The sequence below is a fragment of the Tardiphaga sp. P4_G1 genome, from assembly GCF_056401215.1.
Window position 1 is genome coordinate 531,414 of sequence record NZ_JBFUJU010000002.1, and the last position, 19,545, is coordinate 550,958.

Annotated in this window: 21 protein-coding genes; 9 read left to right on the plus strand and 12 right to left on the minus strand. The window is 61.8% G+C overall.

Annotated features, from left to right (window positions below; all coding sequences use genetic code 11):
* Positions 1 to 61: 61 nt before the first annotated feature.
* From AC1DUY_RS06605 to AC1DUY_RS06630, 6 genes are all read right to left on the minus strand, one after another.
* On the minus strand, positions 62 to 214 hold the full coding sequence (locus tag AC1DUY_RS06605; RefSeq protein WP_089265886.1) for an aa3-type cytochrome c oxidase subunit IV: 153 nt from the start codon (positions 212 to 214) through the stop codon (positions 62 to 64).
* Positions 215 to 322: 108 nt separating this feature from the next.
* Entirely contained in the window at positions 323 to 715 is a 393-nt protein-coding gene (locus tag AC1DUY_RS06610; RefSeq protein WP_120287135.1) for a type II toxin-antitoxin system death-on-curing family toxin, read from the minus strand.
* Positions 712 to 972: an AbrB/MazE/SpoVT family DNA-binding domain-containing protein gene (locus AC1DUY_RS06615; RefSeq protein WP_120287136.1), complete on the minus strand. Its 261-nt coding sequence runs from the start codon at positions 970 to 972 to the stop codon at positions 712 to 714. The genes AC1DUY_RS06610 and AC1DUY_RS06615 overlap by 4 nt, the downstream gene beginning before the upstream one ends.
* Before the next feature lie 72 nt (positions 973 to 1,044).
* Positions 1,045 to 2,955 carry a M3 family oligoendopeptidase gene (locus AC1DUY_RS06620; protein WP_478113141.1) on the minus strand — a complete coding sequence of 637 codons (1,911 nt, stop codon included), beginning with the start codon at positions 2,953 to 2,955 and terminating at the stop codon, positions 1,045 to 1,047.
* Positions 2,956 to 2,980: 25 nt separating this feature from the next.
* Positions 2,981 to 3,418 (minus strand): hypothetical protein, encoded by a 438-nt coding sequence (locus AC1DUY_RS06625; protein WP_089265883.1) that lies wholly within the window; start codon positions 3,416 to 3,418, stop codon positions 2,981 to 2,983.
* Positions 3,415 to 3,744, minus strand: coding sequence for a helix-turn-helix domain-containing protein (locus AC1DUY_RS06630; protein WP_089265882.1), 330 nt, complete (start codon positions 3,742 to 3,744; stop codon positions 3,415 to 3,417). The genes AC1DUY_RS06625 and AC1DUY_RS06630 overlap by 4 nt, the downstream gene beginning before the upstream one ends.
* Positions 3,745 to 3,854: 110 nt before the next feature.
* Between AC1DUY_RS06630 and AC1DUY_RS06635 the strand changes: the two genes are divergently transcribed.
* From AC1DUY_RS06635 to AC1DUY_RS06655, 5 genes are all read left to right on the plus strand, one after another.
* A complete protein-coding gene (locus AC1DUY_RS06635; protein WP_093757132.1) occupies positions 3,855 to 4,196 on the plus strand; it encodes a hypothetical protein in 342 nt (113 codons plus the stop codon).
* 136 nt (positions 4,197 to 4,332) lie between these two features.
* Positions 4,333 to 4,986, plus strand: coding sequence for a TerC family protein (locus tag AC1DUY_RS06640; protein WP_089265880.1), 654 nt, complete (start codon positions 4,333 to 4,335; stop codon positions 4,984 to 4,986).
* 62 nt (positions 4,987 to 5,048) lie between these two features.
* A complete protein-coding gene (locus tag AC1DUY_RS06645; RefSeq protein ID WP_184512015.1) occupies positions 5,049 to 6,551 on the plus strand; it encodes a sigma-54-dependent transcriptional regulator in 1,503 nt (500 codons plus the stop codon).
* A gap of 314 nt (positions 6,552 to 6,865) precedes the next feature.
* Positions 6,866 to 9,055, plus strand: a complete 2,190-nt coding sequence (locus tag AC1DUY_RS06650) for a L,D-transpeptidase family protein (RefSeq protein WP_478113145.1) — start codon at positions 6,866 to 6,868, stop codon at positions 9,053 to 9,055.
* Between the two features lie 285 nt (positions 9,056 to 9,340).
* Positions 9,341 to 10,999, plus strand: a complete 1,659-nt coding sequence (locus tag AC1DUY_RS06655) for a peptidoglycan L,D-endopeptidase MepK (RefSeq protein ID WP_439078373.1) — start codon at positions 9,341 to 9,343, stop codon at positions 10,997 to 10,999.
* Positions 11,000 to 11,170: 171 nt separating this feature from the next.
* Here the strand turns inward: AC1DUY_RS06655 and AC1DUY_RS06660 are convergent, their stop codons facing one another.
* Positions 11,171 to 11,446 carry a DUF2312 domain-containing protein gene (locus AC1DUY_RS06660; RefSeq protein ID WP_068728829.1) on the minus strand — a complete coding sequence of 92 codons (276 nt, stop codon included), beginning with the start codon at positions 11,444 to 11,446 and terminating at the stop codon, positions 11,171 to 11,173.
* 187 nt (positions 11,447 to 11,633) lie between these two features.
* Positions 11,634 to 11,936 (minus strand): DUF1244 domain-containing protein, encoded by a 303-nt coding sequence (locus tag AC1DUY_RS06665; RefSeq protein ID WP_089265876.1) that lies wholly within the window; start codon positions 11,934 to 11,936, stop codon positions 11,634 to 11,636.
* Positions 11,937 to 12,113: 177 nt separating this feature from the next.
* On the opposite strand from AC1DUY_RS06665, the gene AC1DUY_RS06670 reads away from it, so the two are divergent.
* Both AC1DUY_RS06670 and pyk read left to right on the plus strand, forming a co-directional pair.
* Positions 12,114 to 12,722 (plus strand): DUF1036 domain-containing protein, encoded by a 609-nt coding sequence (locus tag AC1DUY_RS06670; protein ID WP_439078374.1) that lies wholly within the window; start codon positions 12,114 to 12,116, stop codon positions 12,720 to 12,722.
* A complete protein-coding gene (gene pyk, locus AC1DUY_RS06675; protein ID WP_089265874.1) occupies positions 12,719 to 14,152 on the plus strand; it encodes a pyruvate kinase in 1,434 nt (477 codons plus the stop codon). The genes AC1DUY_RS06670 and pyk overlap by 4 nt, the downstream gene beginning before the upstream one ends.
* Before the next feature lie 182 nt (positions 14,153 to 14,334).
* Here pyk and AC1DUY_RS06680 read toward each other — a convergent pair whose 3' ends face one another.
* From AC1DUY_RS06680 to AC1DUY_RS06690, 3 genes are all read right to left on the minus strand, one after another.
* Positions 14,335 to 14,760, minus strand: coding sequence for an OsmC family protein (locus AC1DUY_RS06680; protein ID WP_175367812.1), 426 nt, complete (start codon positions 14,758 to 14,760; stop codon positions 14,335 to 14,337).
* A 42-nt stretch (positions 14,761 to 14,802) separates the two neighbouring features.
* A complete protein-coding gene (locus AC1DUY_RS06685; protein ID WP_478113149.1) occupies positions 14,803 to 15,765 on the minus strand; it encodes an alpha/beta fold hydrolase in 963 nt (320 codons plus the stop codon).
* A 74-nt stretch (positions 15,766 to 15,839) separates the two neighbouring features.
* On the minus strand, positions 15,840 to 16,562 hold the full coding sequence (locus AC1DUY_RS06690) for a DUF3750 domain-containing protein (RefSeq protein ID WP_478113151.1): 723 nt from the start codon (positions 16,560 to 16,562) through the stop codon (positions 15,840 to 15,842).
* 25 nt (positions 16,563 to 16,587) lie between these two features.
* Between AC1DUY_RS06690 and AC1DUY_RS06695 the strand changes: the two genes are divergently transcribed.
* Together AC1DUY_RS06695 and AC1DUY_RS06700 are read left to right on the plus strand one after the other, a co-directional pair.
* Positions 16,588 to 16,734: a hypothetical protein gene (locus AC1DUY_RS06695; protein WP_478113153.1), complete on the plus strand. Its 147-nt coding sequence runs from the start codon at positions 16,588 to 16,590 to the stop codon at positions 16,732 to 16,734.
* A gap of 28 nt (positions 16,735 to 16,762) precedes the next feature.
* Positions 16,763 to 16,945, plus strand: a complete 183-nt coding sequence (locus AC1DUY_RS06700; RefSeq protein WP_068728843.1) for a hypothetical protein — start codon at positions 16,763 to 16,765, stop codon at positions 16,943 to 16,945.
* Positions 16,946 to 17,105: 160 nt separating this feature from the next.
* Here AC1DUY_RS06700 and AC1DUY_RS06705 read toward each other — a convergent pair whose 3' ends face one another.
* Positions 17,106 to 19,424 (minus strand): mechanosensitive ion channel domain-containing protein, encoded by a 2,319-nt coding sequence (locus tag AC1DUY_RS06705; RefSeq protein WP_478113155.1) that lies wholly within the window; start codon positions 19,422 to 19,424, stop codon positions 17,106 to 17,108.
* Positions 19,425 to 19,545: the final 121 nt, after the last annotated feature.

A 19,545-nucleotide genomic window follows, 5' to 3' on the forward strand; every position in this document is an offset into this window, starting at 1 on the left:
CACGCGCGTGAGCAAATAGGACAGGACGCCACCCAAGTCGGGCGGCGCAATCGGCGATAGATCAGGTGAGGAAGATGCCCATCAGGGCCACGATGGCGATGACGCCGATGGTGCCCCACTTCACCAGCATGAGAAAGCCCTCATAGGTCTGCTCATGCGCCGGATAGTCGTTGCCATCGGCCGTGGTGTAAGCGACTTCGCTGTGATCGGACATCAGGGTCTCCCGCCTCGTATTTCGTATGTTGCCACGGAATTAGCGCAATTGGATATGGAGAGCAACGGTTGCTGGCATACCACGGCAATCTTTACATACCGCAGTGCGTCAGGCCGGCCAGTTGTCCCGAATCCAGCGCGTGAGCGATTGCTCGCTGACTTCGCCGGCAGCAAGGGCAAGGATGATCTCTGTAGCTTCGCCGGGATCTGGGGCGAACGAGATATCATTCATGCGCAAGAACACCATCATCGCATGAAAGGCGATGCGTTTGTTGCCATCAACGAACGCATGATTTTTGGCGAGACCGTATCCATAAGCTGCAGCAAGCGCCGCCATATCAGTCTCGCCGTAATGCCATTGATTGATCGGCCGTAGCACTGCCGACTCAAGGAGGCCGTGGTCCCGAACACCTTCGGGACCACCAAACATAGCAAGCTGTTCCGCGTGCATGTCGATTACTTCATCGACATCAAGCCACAATGGCTCGAATGTCGCGTTCATTTGGCCAGCGCGGCGAATGTATCCCTGTATTCGTGCATCACCTTGCGGGCGATTTCCATCGTCCGCGCATGCTTCGGATTGAAGGGAGACAGCCGCAAGCTTCCGTCTGGCTGTTCAACCGGATAGAATTTGTCGCCCTCCTTCAAATTGAGGCGCGCGAGCAATTCCTTCGGCAAAATCACTCCCACCGAATTACCAATTTTACGAATTTGAAGCGCCGTTGCCTCGAATTCGGGATTCCGGGCAGCTCCATTCATAGGTCCAACTCCCTGTTGTACGGAATGTATAACAGAAAGCTCGCGTACGTACAACAAATGTTTTACGTACGCCTACCCCATCGCTTCAAGCTCATCGATCATCCCGGCGATGACCGAGAGGCCGCCGTCCCAGAAGGTCGGGTCCTTGGCGTCGAGGCCGAAGGGCTTGAGCAATTCGGAATAGTGCTTGGTGCCTCCAGCGGCGAGCATCGCGAGGTAGCGATCCGCAAACCCTTCCTGGGCGTTCTCGTAGACCGCATAGAGCGAGTTCACCAAGCAATCGCCGAAGGCATAGGCATAGACGTAGAACGGCGAATGGATGAAGTGCGGGATGTACATCCAGAAGTTCTCGTAACCCGGCTTGATCTCGATCGCGGGCCCGAGGCTTTCGGTCTGCACGCTGAGCCAGAGTTCGCCGAGCCGCTGCGCCGTGAGTTCGCCGTGGCGACGCTCGGTGTGAACAGCGCGCTCGAATGAATAGAACGCGATCTGCCGGACCACCGTATTGATCATGTCCTCGACCTTGCCGGCGAGCAGCGCCTGACGCTGCTTGGCGCTCTTGGTCTGCGACAGCAGCCGCTTGAAGGTCAGCATTTCACCGAACACGCTGGCGGTTTCGGCCAGCGTCAACGGCGTCGGCGCCATCAGCGCACCGTTGCGGGCGGCGAGCACCTGATGCACGCCATGGCCGAGTTCGTGGGCGAGCGTCATCACGTCGCGCGGCTTGCCCTGATAGTTCATCAACACATAGGGATGCGCCGACGGCGTGGTCGGATGTGAGAACGCTCCGGGCGCCTTGCCCGGGCGCACCGGCGCATCGATCCAGCGATCGGTGAAGAAGCGCTTGGCGATATTGGCCATGTCGGGTGAAAACGCGCCATAGGCGGTCAGCACCATGTCCTGCGCATCCGACCATGGAATCGTGCCGGTCGGTGCGAATGGCAGCGGCGCGTTGCGGTCCCAATGGGCGAGCTTCTTCTTGCCGAACCAGCGCGCCTTCAACTGATAGTAGCGATGCGACAGCCGCGGATAGGCCGCGCGCACCGATGATACTAGTGCGTCCACCACTTCGCGCTCGACGCGATTGTTGAGATGGCGGGAATCCGCAATATCGTGGAAACCGCGCCAGCGGTCGGAGATTTCCTTGTCCTTGGCCAGCGTGTTGGTGATCAGCGCAAAGGTGCGCTCATTGGCCTTGAAGGTTTTCGCCAGCGCTTGCCCGGCCGCCTTGCGCTTGGCCGGCGCGCGGTCCTGCAGCATGGTCAACGTTGGCTCGATCGCCAGCTCCTTGCCGCCGAGCTTGAAGCGAAGCCCCGCGATTGTCTGATCAAACAGGCGGTTGAAGGCGCCATAACCGGTCTGGGACTTTTCGTGAAACAGCTGCTCGACGCGGTCTTCGAGCTGATAGGGCTTGTCCTTGCGGCTGTCTTCGATCCACGGCCGGTAGTGGCCAAGCTCGGGCGTCTGCATCGCCTGCTCGATCACGGCATCGTCGACACGATTGAGTTCTAGGCCGAAGAAGAGGAGATGCACCGACGCCGCGGTGATGCGCTCGGAGACGTCGCCGTAGAATTTCGAAATCGCAGGATCGACGCTGTCGCCGGCATGGACGAGACCGGCATAGGAGCCGAGCCGGCCGGCGAGATCGTCAATCGCCTCATAACGGCGAACAGCGCCCGCGAGCCACACACCACCGCCGGGCTTAGCCGTCTCTTCCGCGAGTTTGCCCTTGTAATCGGCTTCGAATGCCGCGCATTCGGCATCAATCTTGTCGAGATCCCCGGCAATCTCCGGCGCGTCGATCGCCGTGTAGAGATCCGCAAGATTCCATTCCGGCAGCTTGCCCCCCGGCGATTTGGCCGATGATTTCGACGTCAGCTTGCTCACCGCTTTTTTGGCCGGAGCGGATTTGCGCGAAACAGTTTTGCGAGAAGCGGTCTTTCGAGCAGGCTTGGCAGTTCGGGCAGTCGCAGATTTCGTCATGAATACTTTCGGTTGGATGCAGCCGTCACACGAAAGCAGCGAGCTGCGGAGCGAAATGGACAAGCAGTTCTTCGCCCTCGGTCATCAAGGGTTCGATCTCGTCATGAAGCATATGGCGAATCGTACACCACACCATGACAATCCGTGCGACAAGCCACCATCGCGTCCCGCGCAGCGCAGTGCGGGCATGCGCCGCCACCAGCGGCAGGCTGCGATGCTCGAACAACAAGCGCCCGGTGCCGTCTTCGAGAATGTACTGGCCATCCACGCGCGATACGCACAATTCGCAGGCCTGCTCCGGCTGCGGTCCCAGCAGATAGAGCTGCGCATCGCCGTTCTCAGTGATGCCAGTCTCCCATTCGCGGCCGCGATGCCCGAGATTGATCGTGTCGGCAAGCGTTGCGAGCTCGGTCTCGCTCCACGCGCCCTGCAGCGGTTTGCGCTGAAATGCGATGACGTTCATTTGGGTGCTCCAAACAGCAGCCGGTGCAATTCCGGCTCGTAATAGACCAGCAAATGTTTTGCGAAGGCGGCCGGCTCCAGACCGAGCTGAATGGCCCATGCTTCCATCGTTTCGGTGGGCACCCGACTGAAGCCGTTCTCAACCTGCGAGATGAACGTGTAATATTTGAGACCAAGTTTTGCGGCGAGATCGACCTGCGACAACCCGGCTTCCGCGCGTCGCGCTTTTAGCCAATCCCCAGCCTGTTTTCGCAACTGCCGCGCTTCCGGCAAGGCTTTGCCGCGCTGCACTCCAGCGAAATCCTCTTGATTTTCGCCACGTTTCATGATTACGAAACTATCCAGCGTGAATTAAAGATCTGACGACTTCCTGTAGCACGACCGTCGAGCTGCAAGAACGTTGCGGACGGGATGAAACGATACCCGACAGGACAACGATGGCCTTTACGGATCGCAACAGCATTGGCCGCAATTATGCGCCTCCTGCCCCTCACCGGGTCAAGGAGCTGTTTGCCGCAACCCTTTTGCTGGCGCTGACCGCGGCACTGGCCTTGCGCGCATTTGTCTCGCTCGATGCGCTGGCGCCGATGGTCGCCACCCTGCTATTCGCACTTGCAGCATTGATGGCCGGTGGCGCACTGATTCCGCGGAACTTCGCGCGGCGCGCGACCTGGTTCGATGTCGCCGGCGTCCTGACCTTCATCGGGGTCGGCATCACCATTCTCATCGAGCCCGACCAGATGGTTCGGCTTGTCACCCTCTCCGATCAACCCGAGTAACGGATCGGATCAACCGCGGGATCAAACCCGCATGTTTGCAAAGCACGACTTTTAACAAGCACGTCCTGGCCCGGGCCCCTCTGGCAGTTCACCCGAACTGTGATGTCGGACTGGACGTTCATACGGAGTGGCCCACATGACTGAGTTCTTCACCGCTGAAGCTATGACTGCACTTTTCCAGGTCGTGATGATCGACCTGGTCCTCGCCGGCGACAACGCCATCGTGATCGGCCTTGCGGCCGCCGGCCTTCCCAAGGAACAGCGCGGCAAAGCCATCCTGATCGGCATCATCGCCGCCACCATCCTGCGTATCGGCTTCGCCAGCATTACCGTTCAACTACTGCAGATCATCGGCCTGCTTCTGGCTGGCGGCATCCTCTTGCTGTGGGTGTGCTGGAAGATGTGGCGCGAATTGCGCGCCGGGCATGAGCACGATCTCGACGCGCTCGAGAACCAGCTCAATGCCGATGGCACGGCCAACGGCCCGCGCAAGACGCTTGGCCAGGCGATCTGGCAGATCACCGTCGCCGATGTGTCGATGTCGCTGGACAACGTGCTCGCGGTCGCCGGTGCCGCGCGTGAACACCCGAGCATCCTGATCTTCGGCCTCGTGCTGTCGATCGCGCTGATGGGTCTCGCCGCCTCCTTCATCGCCAAGCTGCTGCAGAAGCACCGCTGGATCGCCTATGTCGGCCTCGCCATCATTCTCTATGTGGCGGGTGACATGATCTATCGCGGTGCCCGCGAAGTCTGGCCCTATGCGACGGCTTACCTCGCCCCGGTGTTATGAAAGCATTAAGGCTTTGATCGCCATGGTGGCTCAAATCGGGACATACCCGCTCTGGAGTTGCCATGGCCGAACGAATCCTCATCGCAGATGACGACGCCGTCCAGCGCCGCCTCCTCGAAAACATGGTGCAGCGCTGCGGCTATGAGGCCATCACGGTCGATAGCGGCGACGCTGCCATGGCCCGGCTGATTGATCCCGAAGCGGCCGCCATCGATGCTCTGGTCCTCGACCTGATGATGCCCGGCCTCGACGGCATGGGCGTGCTCGACAAGATCCGCGATAGCGGCCTCAGCATCCCGGTCATCGTCCAGACTGCCCATGGCGGTATCGAGAATGTTGTGTCCGCCATGCGTGCCGGCGCACATGATTTCGTCGTCAAACCTGTCGGCGTCGAACGTCTGCAGGTGAGCCTGCGCAATGCGCTCAATACCAGTGCGTTGAAAGGCGAATTGCAGCGCATCAGGCACAGCCGCGAAGGCAAGCTCACTTTTGCCGACATCGTCACACGCAATGCCGGCATGGACGCCGTGCTGCGCACCGCACGCAAGGCGGCGACCTCTACGATCCCCGTGCTGATCGAAGGCGAGTCCGGCGTCGGCAAGGAATTGATCGCGCGCGCCATCCACGGCTCGGGCGAACGCAGCAGCAAGCCGTTCGTGGCCGTGAATTGCGGCGCCATTCCCGACAACCTCGTGGAGTCGATCCTGTTCGGCCACGAGAAGGGCGCCTTTACCGGCGCCACCGACCGGCATCTCGGCAAGTTTGTCGAGGCTCACGGCGGCACGCTGTTTCTCGACGAAGTCGGCGAGCTGCCGCTATCGGCGCAAGTGAAGCTGCTGCGCGCGCTTCAGGAAGGTTCGGTCGAGGCCGTTGGTGGGCGCAAGCCGGTCAAGGTTGACGTCCGCATCATTTCGGCTACCAACCGCAAGCTGCTCGATCTCGTCAAAGCCGGGCAATTCCGCGAAGATCTGTTCTATCGCCTGCATGTGCTGCCGCTCACGGTGCCGCCGCTCCGGGCGCGCCGCGAGGACATTCCGTACCTGCTGCGGCATTTCCTGGCGCGTTTCTGCGCCGAGGAGAACAGGCCGATTACCAGCATCGCCGGCGACGCCATGACGATGCTCACGCAGCTCGACTGGCCGGGCAATATCCGGCAGCTGGAAAATGCCGTCTACCGCGCCGTGGTGATGAGCGAAGGCGATCAACTCGGACTGGCCGACTTCCCGCAAACGACCGCGTACGCTCCATCGATCGTGGCATCGGCGGTCGCGCCGCTGATTGTAGACCCCGTCTTCCACACGATGGCGCCGACCATGGTACCGGGCATCGACGCAGCCCCGATATCGCTCGCCGCCGGAAGCCTGTCCATGCTGACAGCGGAGAACGAGGTAAGGGCACTGGAAGAGCTCGAATCCGAGATCATCCGCTTTGCCATTGCGCACTATCGCGGTCAGATGTCGGAAGTTGCACGGCGCCTCAAAATCGGCCGGTCGACGCTCTACCGCAAGCTCGATGAGGCAGCGGAGAAAGATTCATCGATTGCGGATTCCGCACCGTCGAACTGAACTTCTCGCCTCCCACGCGATTGAACATGTTGTTGCGATCGCTATGGAACTTGAACCGTTGCGGTCTGGTGACACACAAAGTCAAAAGCATCGGTGAAACCTCGGTATGCGTTGCAAACCGGGGAGGTTGAGGTCAGTTTGTTGTGACTTGTCCGACAAGCGCTAGCGCTTGTGCCGGGCGCGTGTATCGTCTGCACAGGAAGCGCTCTGAATCGGAGCGAGCAGGCAAAACAGCGCGACTGCTTCAACCGAAGCTGATGATGTCAGACTAGAACTGTTCCATGCCGGAACAGCTCACCTAACGAGGTGCGAGAATGCGAGACTATTCCAAGGGCCGCTCGGGATTCGACCGCGTGCTGATGGCCGTGGCCGCGACATTCCTGACGGTTTCCGCTGGCGCCGCAGCTGCTGCCCAGAGCGCAGCGCCCCGCGACAGTGTCTCCGAACTCGCCATCGATGCGGCGGTGCCGCGCCCCGAGCCCGCCAATGTTGCCCCGCCGACCGCTGCCGACTTCAAGGCCGAGGCGCCGAAGGCCGACACCACGGCGTCCGTGCCCGATGCAACCAAGGCGTCCGAGAAGACCATTGGTTCGGTCTCGACCGATACGCCAAAGGCAACCGAGGCCGTGCAAGCGCCTGCGGATGTGAAGCCGAGCGAGGCTGTAACCGCGCCCGCCGCTGCGACACCGCCGGCCGCGACTGCTGTGGCACCTCCTGCGCCCGCAGCCGAGCCGCCGAAGGATGTCGCCAAGGACATCGCCAAGCCCGCGACCACCGTTGCGTCCAGCGATCAGCCCGTCGCCGAGAAACTGCGCGATATGTTCGGCGCCAAGTCCACGCGCTATTTCGACCGCAAGGGCGAGCGCGCCGCGGTCGAGAAGTTCTACACCGCACGTGACTTCGCACCGATCTGGACCCAGGCTGGCGCAACGACCCCTGCCGCCAAGGGCGTCATTGCGCGCCTCAAGGACGCCGCTTCTGACGGCCTCGACACCGCCGATTATCCCGTGCCGGATTTCACCGCGGCGAATACGCCCGATGCGCTCGCCGAGGCGGAGCTGAAGCTCACCGCCAGCATGCTCGATTACGCCCGCCAGGCACAGAGCGGCCGCATGCACTGGTCGCAGGTGACTGGCGACATCATGTATCCGGAGCATCCGACCGATCCGGCGGAAGTGCTCGCCAATATCTCGACGGCGAAGAACGCTTCGGCAACCCTCGACGCCTACAACCCGCCGCACAAGGGCTATCAGGAGCTGAAGAAGAAGCTCGCTGAACTGCGCGGCGAAACCGCAATGCCCGTACAGCCGATCGGCGAAGGCCCGGCGCTGCGTTTCGCCAAGGCCACGAAGAAAAATCCGAACCCGACCGTGACGGACGACCCGCGCGTGCCGTTGCTGCGCGCTCGCCTCAACGTCGAAAATCCGGCCGAGACCAAATACGACGCTGCCGTCGCCGAAGCCGTTCGCAAGTATCAGGCCAGCAACGATCTGAAGGCCACCGGCGTACTGGACGAGGCGACCGTGCGCGCGATGAATTCGCCGAAGCGCGACCGCCACATCGATACGGTGCTGGTCAACATGGAGCGTTGGCGCTGGCTGCCACGCCAGCTCGGCGCGTCCGCAGTCGGCAATGCCTATGTGATGCTGAACATCCCGGACTATACGCTGAAAGTGATGCAGAACGGCGCGCAGGTCTGGACCACACGCGTCGTCGTCGGCAAGCCGGGCAATCACGCCACGCCGCTGATGACCGAGACGATGAAGTACATCACGGTCAACCCAACCTGGAACGTGCCGCCCTCGATCATCTACAACGAATACCTGCCCGCTCTGCAGCAGGACCCGACGGTGCTTGACCGCATGGGCCTGAAGCTGACGCGCAATTCCGACGGCAGCATCCACATTGCGCAGCCGCCCGGTGAAGCCAACGCGCTGGGCCGCATCCGCTTCAATTTCCCGAACAAGTTCCTCGTCTATCAGCACGATACACCGGACAAGAACCTGTTCGGCCGCGACGAGCGCGCCTTCAGCCACGGCTGCATGCGCGTGCAGAATCCGGACCAATACGCCGCGACGCTGCTGAACATCACGATGCCGAACGAGCACTACACGCCGGAGAAGGTTCGCGGCATGTATGGCCGCAGCGAGATCGATCTGAAATTCCCGACGCCGATCCCGGTGAACATCACTTACCAGACCGCCTTCGTCGATGACGCTGGCAAGCTGCAGCTGCGCAAGGATATCTACGGACGCGACGCGCAGATGATGCAGTTGCTCCGCGGAGGCAAGAACAAGGATCTGGAACAGGTCGTTGCCCGGGCCCAGCCGAGCTATTCGCGCCCGCGCGCGGATATCCCGCAGGGCGTGGCTTTCAACGACAACGGCTCGCGCATGGCCAGCAATGGCGGCCTGTCCTTCTTCGAGCGCCTGTTCGGCGGCGGTGCCCCGGCACCTCAACCGGTGGCACCCGGCCAGAAGCCGCGCCGCACGGTAACCCGCTAAACTGCGACGTCGGCGCTAATATTCTGAAGACTTATCAAGGGCTTCACCTTCCGGTGGAGCCCTTTTTACGTTTCGCCCTTTATCCAGATTAACCATCGTCCATCTGGAACCCGGCAGCGGGCTATTTTTCGCCATACTCAATGGGTTAAGTTTAATGGCTGGCTGAAAAGCCCGCTTGGGGGGATGGGTTGTAAATCTCGGTTAACCCTCCCGTTTTAAGAGTACGTTCACTCTCTGTCGCCGCATGGGGTAGCGAGAGAGTTGTCGACTTGGGTGGGTTCATACGTGCTGAGCGGTTTCGCACGCAAAACGAGATTGCGAACATCGCGCGCTGGCTTTCATGCCGGCCTCGCGTCAGTTCTGCTGATGGCAGGCGCCAGCTCCGTCCATAACGCCACCGCTCTCGACGAAACCCGCACCCTCTCGTTCCACCACACCCATTCAGGCGAAGACCTCACCGTCACGTTCAAGCGCAACGGCCGCTATGACGACGACGGGATGAAGAAGATCAACTACTTCCTCCGCGACTGGCGCAGCCAGGACCAGACCAACATGGATCGTCGCCTGTTCGACATCCTCTGGGAGGTCTACCGCGACGTCGACGGCAAGGCGCCGATCCAGATTATCTCCGCCTATCGCTCTCCCACCACCAACGCCATGCTCCGCCGCCGCTCGTCCGGCGTCGCTCGCGCCAGCCAGCATATGCTCGGCCATGCGATGGACTTCTTCATTCCCGGCGTGGCGCTGGAAAAGATCCGCTTCGCCGGCCTGCGCCTGCAGCGCGGCGGCGTCGGCTTCTATCCGACTTCCGGCTCGCCTTTCGTACATCTCGACACCGGCAGCATCCGTCACTGGCCGCGTATGACGCATGACCAGCTGGCGCGCGTCTTCCCCGACGGCCGCACCGTGCATCTCCCTACCGACGGCCGTCCATTGGCAGGCTATCAGCTGGCGATGGCTGAGATCGAGAAGCGCGGCGATGGCGATAGTGCAGCTTTCGCCAAGAGCAAGCCGGGCCTGTTCGCCTCGCTGTTCCGTGGTGGCAAGTCGAATGACGACGAAGACGAGAGCGCAGCGGCCGCGATCGCACCCGCCAAGCCATCGCCTGTCGGCATGATGGCCGCCGCGATGCCTGCGAAACCGGTCGACACGAAGCAGGCCGAAACGAAGCTGGCTGAGGCGAAGTCTTCGGACCCCATTCCGATGCCGCGCTCCAAGCCGGCCGCAGCGGCAACCTATCAGCTCGCATCGGCTGACACCGAGACCGTTCCGGTACCGCGCCCGAAGGCACCGATTCCGGCGCCCGCGACCAAGGCCGACAACCGGCCGCAGACGCCGGCCGATATTATCAATGCCCGCGGCTTCTGGGATGATATGCCGGCGCCGAAACAGGCCACGCCGCAGCAGGTCGCCGCGATCACCGCACGCCAGGCCTTGGCCAATGTGGTCGATCCGCAGCCGGCCGCCACCGAGTCCAGCTTCGCCAAGGCGATGGCCTATGCGCCGCCGGCCAACTCCCCGGTTGATCGCGCCAATGTCGTTGCCGCCAGCGCGCCGATCCCACGCAGCATGCGTCCGGCCTCCGTGGCCAAGAACCCGATGGCGGTGAATAACATCACGACCGTCGTCGTGAAGGGCGCTCAAGGCCAGAACAGCACCGTCACCGTAGCGACCCGGCTGACCGCAGCAGTCATTCCCGACAACCATGTCTGGATGCGAGCAATGATCCTCGCGCCGAGCGCCACCACGTCGATGTCAGCCTCAGTGATGGGCGACGGCGACATGACCATCCTGCGCGCACACTTCGTCAAGCCGCAGGCGGTGGTGGCGATGACTTTCTCGGATGATCCGCAGCTCGGTCTGGTCTGCGAGCGCTTCACCGGCTCGGCAACAGCCTCGCTTGCGACGACAGCATTTGTGATGCGCACGGCGTCGCTGCGTTAAACGCGCGAATTTCTCAGACTATAATGGTGTCATGGCCGGGCTTGACCCGGCCATCCATCGATTTTTTGTGGCTAGATGGATACGCGGGTCGTCTAGCGCGAAGACGCGCTTCGCGCTTTTGGCCGCGTATGACACCTGAGTGTTTGGCTGAGTATTGGCGCGCTAAGCGCCTTACAACATTCCCAGAGCCTGCAGGTAGGTCTCGAGGATCGTCTCCTGCTCGGCACGCTCGTTGGCGTCCTGCTTGCGCATGCGGATGATGGTGCGCAGCGCCTTCACGTCGTAGCCGTTGCCCTTGGCTTCGCCATAGACGTCCTTGATGTCGTCGGAGATCGTCTTCTTTTCTTCTTCAAGGCGCTCGATACGCTCGACGATAGCCTTGAGCTGATCCTTGGCGAAAGAATGTGTCGCCTGATCGTCCAGCACGGACGCAGCAGAGGTGGCCATCGAAAACTCCTGGTGAACTGATGTTGCTTTAAGCGGATATGGGGTGGGTTTAGTGCGCAGCGTTATGCGCGCATTAATCTTAAGGAAATGACACTCAAGACCACGGCGCCTTGCGTCAAGGCGCCTTCGCGGTCATCCACAGCGCCCCCACAGCTTTGATTTCATGCCTCAAAAAGACGAGAAATCGTCAGTGCCCGCTGTGCACTTTCTTCATGGCCTCAATTTGTTCGGGTTTGGCCTCGGCCTGATGCAGCGATTTCCAGGTCTCGTAAGGCATGCCGTAAATCGCTTCGCGGCTCTCATCCTTGGTCATCGCCACGCCCTTGGCGTCGGCAGCGTCCTTCAGCCAGTTTGACAGGCAGTTCCGGCAGAAGCCGGCCAGATTCATCAGATCGATATTCTGCACATCGGTGCGACCGCGCAAATGGTCAACCAGCCTGCGAAAGGCGGCGGCCTCGAGTTCGGTCTGGATCTTGTCGTCAATCGCCATGAATGGTCTCGCTGTTGCACCCGATACCGGCCTGTCGTCTTCGTGTAACATGGGCGCTGTCACAGATTTTGCCATATCACAACGCAAACCGCCTGACGGGACAGAATTGGTTCCGCGACCGTTGACAGGCCCGCCGGGTCAAGCGAAATCGTCAACGAATTGAGATAGCTTCGCCGCATGACCGCAAGAGATTCCCATTCCCGCCCCTTTCGACGCGTCCCCCTCGCCGGCCTGTTGCCGGTGCTGGCGCTGGCCCTGTCGTGCCTGTGGGCGACCCCCGCGGCGGCTGATTTCCGGCTGTGCAACAACACCTCGAGCCGGGTCGGGATCGCGCTGGGCTACAAGGATGCCGAAGGCTGGACCACCGAGGGCTGGTGGAATGTCTCGTCGCGAGCCTGCGAGACCTTGCTGCGCGGAACCCTGGTTGCGCGGTATTATTATATCTACGCACTCGATTACGACCGGGGCGGTGAGTGGTCGGGTCAGGCCTTCATGTGCTCCCGCGACAAGGAATTCACCATCAAGGGCACCGAAAACTGCCTCGCGCGCGGCTTTGACCGGACCGGCTTCTTCGAGGTCGACACTGGCGAACAGCGCGCCTGGACGGTGCAACTGACCGAAACCAACGAACAACCGCCGAAGCTGCCGGGCATTCCGGGGCCGACCGGACCGCCTCCGGGCGCCCCCGGCGCGGGCTTCCCCGGTCTGCCCAACACGCCAGGTGGCGCGCCCCCGGGCGGGTCAACGACCCTGCCGCCATCAGTACCGCCGGGAGGCAAACAATGAGACGTCAACGCCGCATCAAGATTCTGGCCACGCTCGGCCCTGCCTCCTCGGACAGCGCGATGATCCGCAAGCTGTTCGAGGCTGGTGCCGACGTGTTCCGCATCAATATGAGCCACACGCCGCATGACAAGATGCGCGAGCTGGTGAAGACCATCCGCAATGTCGAGAGCAGCTACGGCCGCCCGATCGGCATTCTGGTCGATCTGCAGGGCCCGAAGCTGCGCGTCGGCGCCTTTGCCGAAGGCGGTGTGCAGCTCAAGAACGGCGAGAGCTTCGTGCTGGATTCCGATCCCGCGCCCGGCGACGCCACCCGCGTGCACCTGCCGCATCCGGAAATTCTCGCTGCACTTCGCCCGGGCCATGCGCTGCTGATCGACGACGGCAAACTGCGGCTGATTGCCGAGGAGACATCGAACGACCGCGCGGTGACGCGCGTGGTGGTCGGCGGCCGCATCTCCGACCGCAAGGGCGTCAGCCTGCCCGATACAGACCTGCCGGTGTCGGCCATGACGCCGAAGGATCGCCTGGATCTGGAAGCCGCACTCGAGACCGGCATCGACTGGATAGCCCTGTCCTTCGTGCAGCGCGCCGAGGACGTGCATGAAGCCAAGCGGCTGGTGCGCGGCCGCGCATCCATCATGTCGAAGATCGAGAAGCCGCAGGCGATCGACCGTCTCGACTCCATTCTGGAAGCGTCCGACGCGCTGATGGTGGCGCGCGGCGATCTCGGCGTCGAACTGCCGCTGGAACGGGTACCAAGTCTACAAAAGCGCATGACGCGCATGGCGCGCCGCGCCGGCAAACCCGTCGTCGTCGCTACGCAGATGCTGGAGTCAATGATCCAGAGTCCGGTGCCGACGCGCGCCGAAGTCTCCGACGTGGCAACGGCCATCTATGAAGGCGCGGACGCCGTCATGCTGTCGGCCGAATCCGCCGCCGGCAAATTCCCGGTCGAAGCCGTCTCAACGATGAACCGCATCGGCGAGGAAGTAGAGCGCGATCCGACCTATCGCACCGTGCTGATGGCCCAGCGCCCCGAACCCGAGCCGACCGTCGGTGACGCCATTGCGGACGCCGCACGACAGATCGCAGAAACGCTGGACCTGTCTGCGATCATTTGCTGGACCAGCTCAGGATCCACCGCCGTGCGCGTCGCCCGTGAGCGGCCGAAGCCGCCGGTGGTAGCGATCACGCCGAACCTCGCCGCCGGTCGCAAGCTCTCGGTCGTGTGGGGTGTACACTGCGTGGTGGCGGAGGATGCGAAGGACCTCGACGACATGGTCGATCGCGCCGGACGCATCGCCTTCCGTGACGGCTTCGCCAAAGCCGGCCAGCGGGTCATCATTGTCGCTGGCGTGCCGCTCGGCACACCAGGTGCGACCAACATGGTCCGCATCGCTTATGTCGGGCCAAACGACGCGGATATGTAGTTCACTTGCTTAACCTCTCCCCGCGCTTTGCGGGGAGAGGTCGCCGCGTCTAGCGGCGGGTGAGGGGCATCGCACAAAGCCCACCATACGCACTTCACTCACGGATCGAAGAGCCCCTCACCCCACCTCTCCCCGCAAGAGCGGGGCGAGGGAGTGCGCGGCAGGTGCCAAGACCCTGAGAACTACACCAGTGTCGCGTCGAGCGTGATTTCTGCGTTCAGCACCTTCGACACCGGGCAGCCGGCCTTTGCCATGGCGGTGAGTTCGTCGAACTTCGCCTTGTCGGCGCCGGGAATAGAGGCCGAGAGCGTGAGGTGCACTTTGGTAATCGCGAAGCCGTCACCCTGCTTTTCCAGCGTCACATCGGCCTTGGTTTCCATATTGTCGGCTTTGAACCCTGCTTCACCCAGGATCAGCGACAGCGCCATGGTAAAACAGGCGGCATGGGCCGCGCCGATCAGCTCTTCAGGATTGGAGCCCGGCTTGCCTTCGAAGCGGCTGGCGAAACCATACGGATAGTCGCTGAGCGCGCCGCTCTTGGTGGAAATCGATCCCTTGCCGTCCTTGATGCCACCTTGCCATTTGGCCGAACCGAAAGTCGTGGTCATGCAATTCTCCTCAATTTGGGTTGAAGTCGATAGAACGGGAGGTTAGCGCAAGGCGGCCTTCGGTTTTGTGTCAGCGGCCGAGATCATGCCCTCGATCTCCCTCATGATAAGATCAGGTGCAGCATTTTGCACCATGTGACCAACGTTCGGCAGCACGATTAGTTTGGCGCCCGGCACGGTTTTCGCGAAATGACGCGAATGAATCTCCGGCGATACGATGGTGTCGGCAGAGCCTGCGATCACGACGGTCGGAGCTTTGATATCGGCATAGCGCGATGCCTGCGCCATGACGGCAGATTTCAACGTTACCAGATCCCAGGCATTGGCGAGGAAGTTGCGCGGCCGCAGTACAAGTTGCGTCGCGGTCTGCGCGATATAGCCTTCCGGCATCGGCTGCGGCGCAAACACTGCGCGTCCGCCCATATCCGTCAGGAAATAGCCAAGCGGCAGCGTAATCGTATAGGCCAGCAGCTTGCCGATGGCAGGAGTGGTGACGACCTCGTTATAAATGCCAACGTCACCGGGCCAGGGATGAGTGACACCCGCCAGCATGACCAGTCCTGCGAAACGCTGCGGATAGTCCAGTGCCATCAGCGCGCCCAATGCGCCGGCAAGCGAATGTACGACGACGATCGCCCGGTCGATCCCTAATTTGCCGAGCGCTTCATCGATCATCCTCGCCTGCATCGCCGGAGAAGAGTTCGACAAATCGTCACGCATGCTCCAGCCAAAGCCGGGACGGTCGATCAGGATAACGCGGTGTTTTTCTGCCAGCATATTGCCGAGCGGCAGCCGCATGGTCTCCATGCTCGACGTGGCACCGTGGATGAAGACAATCGGCAGGTCGGATGCATCGCGCGGTCCGATCTGCACCACATGCAGACGGCCATCCGTGACGTCGACAAGCTCACCCGTTGGCGGATATTGACGCTCGAATACCAGCACGCCGACCTGCGTGGCCACTGCCAGCACGCATAGCACGGCCACCACAGTGACTGATATCATCGCCGATATCCGGGGAATTTTGTGCACGATCCAGCTACGCGACGGTACCCTGAGGGTTTCGCGCCGCGCGCCATTTACGCGCTGACGCCAAGACGACCAATGCCCGGGAGTTTGATCGCGGGCCGGCGGATGTCGAGGCCGAATACGGCACCGAGCAGATTGAGTTCAAGCCCTTCGACCCAGCCTGCAGTGACACCGAGATAGCCGCCCAGCGTGGCGCGCACGCCGGTCCCGGAGGGTGTCCAGCCAAAGGCATTGCCGGCATAGGGGAAATCCTTGCCGATGGCGGTGGGCGGCAATGCCACCCGCAATTCCGGCACGGCGGCCAAAACTGCCGCGACGAAGGTGTTGGAGTTCGGCCCCGGCCAAGCCCGATAGTCGCCATAAGAGCGCCAGGAGTAACTCGCGATGGCCGCCTGGATTTTCGGGATCATGGCGGTGGCGGCATCGCCGTCGGCGGAGGCGATAGCGGTCGGCACGTCGCCGAACCAGCGGCCGTCTGCGGCAAAACCATTCAGGCGGATCGGCTCGCCCCACGCCGTATAATCGTAGCGGGTATAGCGCGACGCGCCCTTCTCCTTGAAGACGATCCAGCTATGGACCGCAAAGATACCGCGCCAACGCACCGTCCGCGCCGCGAAGACGCGCACCAGCGCCTCGGGATGCGCGGCGGGCGGTGGCAACAGGCCGGCGCTGGAACGATCCGCGCTCTGCCAATCGACCGAGCGATCACCCATCCAGTATCTGGCGGCCGACACAACGATGGGAACGACGAGTAGCGCGAGCAGCACAATCACAAATTTTCTCACTGAGGAAAGGCCCGTGGCGGGAAACAATATTGTGGATATGGGGGCGTTTGGCGGCTTTGCCACGGCGACCGCGACAAACGGCCTGCAAGGACTGTCCACGCTATCCACAGGAACGCATTCGTTCCCGCCCGGTTATCGCCACGATCAGGCGGCGGACTGACGCCATGATCTGAACTGGAGATAGTCCCATGACCGCCCGCCCAACCGATGCTGTGATCGACGAAATCATTTCTACCTGCAATGGCGACTTGCGCGGCGCGCTCAAGGCTTTGCTGATGGTCAACGAACAACTGGAAGCGGAATTGCAGCAACTCTATGCCGCTTCACCCCAGTTCGGTGCTATCCGGCCCGGCAATAACGTCCTGCACTAGATCGACGGACGCACCTATTCTGGATTGTCCTTGTCTTCCGGCTCGTCCATCTGCCAGAGAGGCCATGGCGGGATGGCGAATACGGCTGCCATTGCGCCCCACGTAGCCGCAACTTTGGCTAATCCGGAGCTGCCGCATCCTCGAAAAGTCGCGACAATCACTAGCCCGCGCGGCGCTGCGCTGACTTGCTCTGCTGGATATCTGCGTCATTGTCCTCTGCAGCTTCAGTGGTCGGCGGCGGCAACTGCATCAGGACGGTCTGTCCGGGTGACGCGATCTCGATACCTTCTTCCTGGAAGCGGATTTTCATGCGGCGATTGAATTCGCGCTGCACCGCCCAGCGGCCGGAATCGGTACACCGGATCTGCCCGACGATCGTCGCCATCGAACCATCGACCTTGTCGACGCCCCACAATTCGAGATCGCTGCGGATCAGCGGCTTGAAAGCTGCCTCATTGCGCATCTGCTCGACGATGTCCTTCAGCAACTGGCCGGCGCGGTCGGTATCTTCCTTGTAAGCGACGCTGACACTGACAGCCGCGTTGCCTGCACCGCGGCTGGCATTGGTGATGGTGGTCACTGCGCTGAAGGGAATGATGTGGACCGAACCATCGCCGGCACGCAGCCGGATGGTACGAATCGAGACGTTTTCGACGACACCCGACAGGCCCGACACCGTGACGTTGTCTCCGACCTGCACGGTGCTTTCCAGCAGCAGAAACAAGCCGGTAATCACGTCCTGCACCAGCTTCTGCGAACCGAAGCCGATGGCAATGCCGAGAATGCCGGCACCAGCAAGCAGCGGCGCGACATTGACACCGATCTCACTCAGCGCGGTGAGCGCAACCACCGCAATGATTACGCCGAGCAATGTCGTGCGCAGCATCGGCTGAAACGTGCGCAGACGCGCCGCGCGGGCGAAATGAGCATCGCGCGTCAGCGCCGCGAGCTGACGCTCCATCAGCGCATTGCTACCTTCCCACACAACCGCAGCGACAACGGCAGCGATGCCGACGGTGATGACAGCCGAGACGACCCGACTGCCGATCTGGCCACCATAGAACCAGACAATGGCATTGACGCCCCACACTTCCAGCAAGGCAACGAGGCCGATCACCGCGATGATCGTTGCGACGACCTTGCGCAACAGTGGCAGATAACGATTGGCACGCGTCTCAAGACCCGGGAAGCGCTGCAGGATTTCCGGTTTGATGCGGAAACCGCGATCGATGAGGCTCAGCGCAATCATCGAGACGAGCCGGGCCACCAGCGCGACAATGACCGTGCCGACGATGTATCGCAGCAGCAATGAATAACCGTTCTGGATATTGAGCGCCCAGATGGTCCAAGCCGCCATCACGACGACGATCGCCAGCGCATGCCAGAGACTGGCGAGGCGATTGCGCATCGCGCTCAGGAAGCCCGTAGCGCCGATCGGCGCGCGGAGTGCATCGGCAACGGGCTTCCGGCACTGCAGGACGATGACGACGACAAACAGATGCACGACCAGCATCACGAGCTTGATCAGCGCGAAATGCGCCGAGCGATAGAGACCCATCATCAGGGCGACATTGGCGATTGCGATGCCCGTGGCGCCGACGCCGACGATGCGACGCGTCCAGATTTCGAGATAGGCTGCGGTCTCCTCCTTCACCCTGAACAGAGCGAGCGGCCCGAACAGTGCGCGCATCGCGCAGATGATGGCACGCGCCACCACATAGCTGTTTACGATCGCAAGGATCGCGAGACGCGTGATCCCGGCATCGCCGATCTGGGTGCCGAGCAGCAGCGATACTGTGCCGGTAAAGACAAAAATCGGAAACAATTCGAGGAGAAGACGCCCGACCACATAGGGAAGCCGCAGCAGCGATTGCCACGCCCGCGTCAGGCTGCGCCGCCGTTTGTTGAGATCAGGCGTCTCGGTGAAGTCGGCCGTGGACGACGGTGGATCGGCACGTTCGATGAGCGAGGACGGCGCACGGGCGACGAAAGGAATGCGCGCCTCGAGTGCGGCCTGCGGCCTCCGCAGCAGCCAGACCATGAGCCATTCCGCCGCCAGCGCACCGCCGAATACGACAACAAGCTTCCAGGCGATGTCGAACAGGAGATGATAGGTGGCGGGATCGTTTGCGCTGCGCTGTAGCCAGTACCATAGCGCCGGAAAGCGCGTGACCGATTGCACGGCTGTCGAGACCTCGCGCGTAATATCGCCGAGCTGATCGGAAATCGTCACCAGCAATTGCGCGCCAAGACTGTCGGCGTCGAGCGGAATGGCAGGCTTCTTCTCGGGCGATGCGGGTGTCGCCGCGGCGATCGCCCGCAGCGTATCGATCATCTCCTTGCGCTTGACGTCGTCCTGCAATGTGTCGAGCGCAGCCTTGGCCTGATCGGGGGACAGCGTCGAAGCTGCAGGCGCCGGCGGCGCATCAGCTTTCTGCGCGAGCGCAGGGCTGGTCACAGCAGCCATCGGTGCGGCCATCAACACACATAGCAAAGCGAATAGCGGAAATGACTTCGGCGCCAAAAGGTGTCCCTTCCTGTGGCTCGGAAAACGCCCTTTTCGCCCGTTTCCTGTGTCAGAAGTTTGGTTCCCCGGCGAC

What these genes read in the sequence shown, in the direction of transcription:
- AC1DUY_RS06605 (WP_089265886.1), bottom strand. Translation starts at nt 214, where the DNA reads ATGTCCGATCACAGCGAAGTCGCTTACACCACGGCCGATGGCAACGAC.
- AC1DUY_RS06610 (WP_120287135.1), bottom strand. Translation starts at nt 715, where the DNA reads ATGAACGCGACATTCGAGCCATTGTGGCTTGATGTCGATGAAGTAATC.
- AC1DUY_RS06615 (WP_120287136.1), bottom strand. Translation starts at nt 972, where the DNA reads ATGAATGGAGCTGCCCGGAATCCCGAATTCGAGGCAACGGCGCTTCAA.
- AC1DUY_RS06620 (WP_478113141.1), bottom strand. Translation starts at nt 2,955, where the DNA reads ATGACGAAATCTGCGACTGCCCGAACTGCCAAGCCTGCTCGAAAGACC.
- AC1DUY_RS06625 (WP_089265883.1), bottom strand. Translation starts at nt 3,418, where the DNA reads ATGAACGTCATCGCATTTCAGCGCAAACCGCTGCAGGGCGCGTGGAGC.
- AC1DUY_RS06630 (WP_089265882.1), bottom strand. Translation starts at nt 3,744, where the DNA reads ATGAAACGTGGCGAAAATCAAGAGGATTTCGCTGGAGTGCAGCGCGGC.
- AC1DUY_RS06635 (WP_093757132.1), top strand. Translation starts at nt 3,855, where the DNA reads ATGGCCTTTACGGATCGCAACAGCATTGGCCGCAATTATGCGCCTCCT.
- AC1DUY_RS06640 (WP_089265880.1), top strand. Translation starts at nt 4,333, where the DNA reads ATGACTGAGTTCTTCACCGCTGAAGCTATGACTGCACTTTTCCAGGTC.
- AC1DUY_RS06645 (WP_184512015.1), top strand. Translation starts at nt 5,049, where the DNA reads ATGGCCGAACGAATCCTCATCGCAGATGACGACGCCGTCCAGCGCCGC.
- AC1DUY_RS06650 (WP_478113145.1), top strand. Translation starts at nt 6,866, where the DNA reads ATGCGAGACTATTCCAAGGGCCGCTCGGGATTCGACCGCGTGCTGATG.
- AC1DUY_RS06660 (WP_068728829.1), bottom strand. Translation starts at nt 11,446, where the DNA reads ATGGCCACCTCTGCTGCGTCCGTGCTGGACGATCAGGCGACACATTCT.
- AC1DUY_RS06665 (WP_089265876.1), bottom strand. Translation starts at nt 11,936, where the DNA reads ATGGCGATTGACGACAAGATCCAGACCGAACTCGAGGCCGCCGCCTTT.
- AC1DUY_RS06670 (WP_439078374.1), top strand. Translation starts at nt 12,114, where the DNA reads ATGACCGCAAGAGATTCCCATTCCCGCCCCTTTCGACGCGTCCCCCTC.
- pyk (WP_089265874.1), top strand. Translation starts at nt 12,719, where the DNA reads ATGAGACGTCAACGCCGCATCAAGATTCTGGCCACGCTCGGCCCTGCC.
- AC1DUY_RS06680 (WP_175367812.1), bottom strand. Translation starts at nt 14,760, where the DNA reads ATGACCACGACTTTCGGTTCGGCCAAATGGCAAGGTGGCATCAAGGAC.
- AC1DUY_RS06685 (WP_478113149.1), bottom strand. Translation starts at nt 15,765, where the DNA reads ATGATATCAGTCACTGTGGTGGCCGTGCTATGCGTGCTGGCAGTGGCC.
- AC1DUY_RS06700 (WP_068728843.1), top strand. Translation starts at nt 16,763, where the DNA reads ATGACCGCCCGCCCAACCGATGCTGTGATCGACGAAATCATTTCTACC.
- AC1DUY_RS06705 (WP_478113155.1), bottom strand. Translation starts at nt 19,424, where the DNA reads ATGGCCGCACCGATGGCTGCTGTGACCAGCCCTGCGCTCGCGCAGAAA.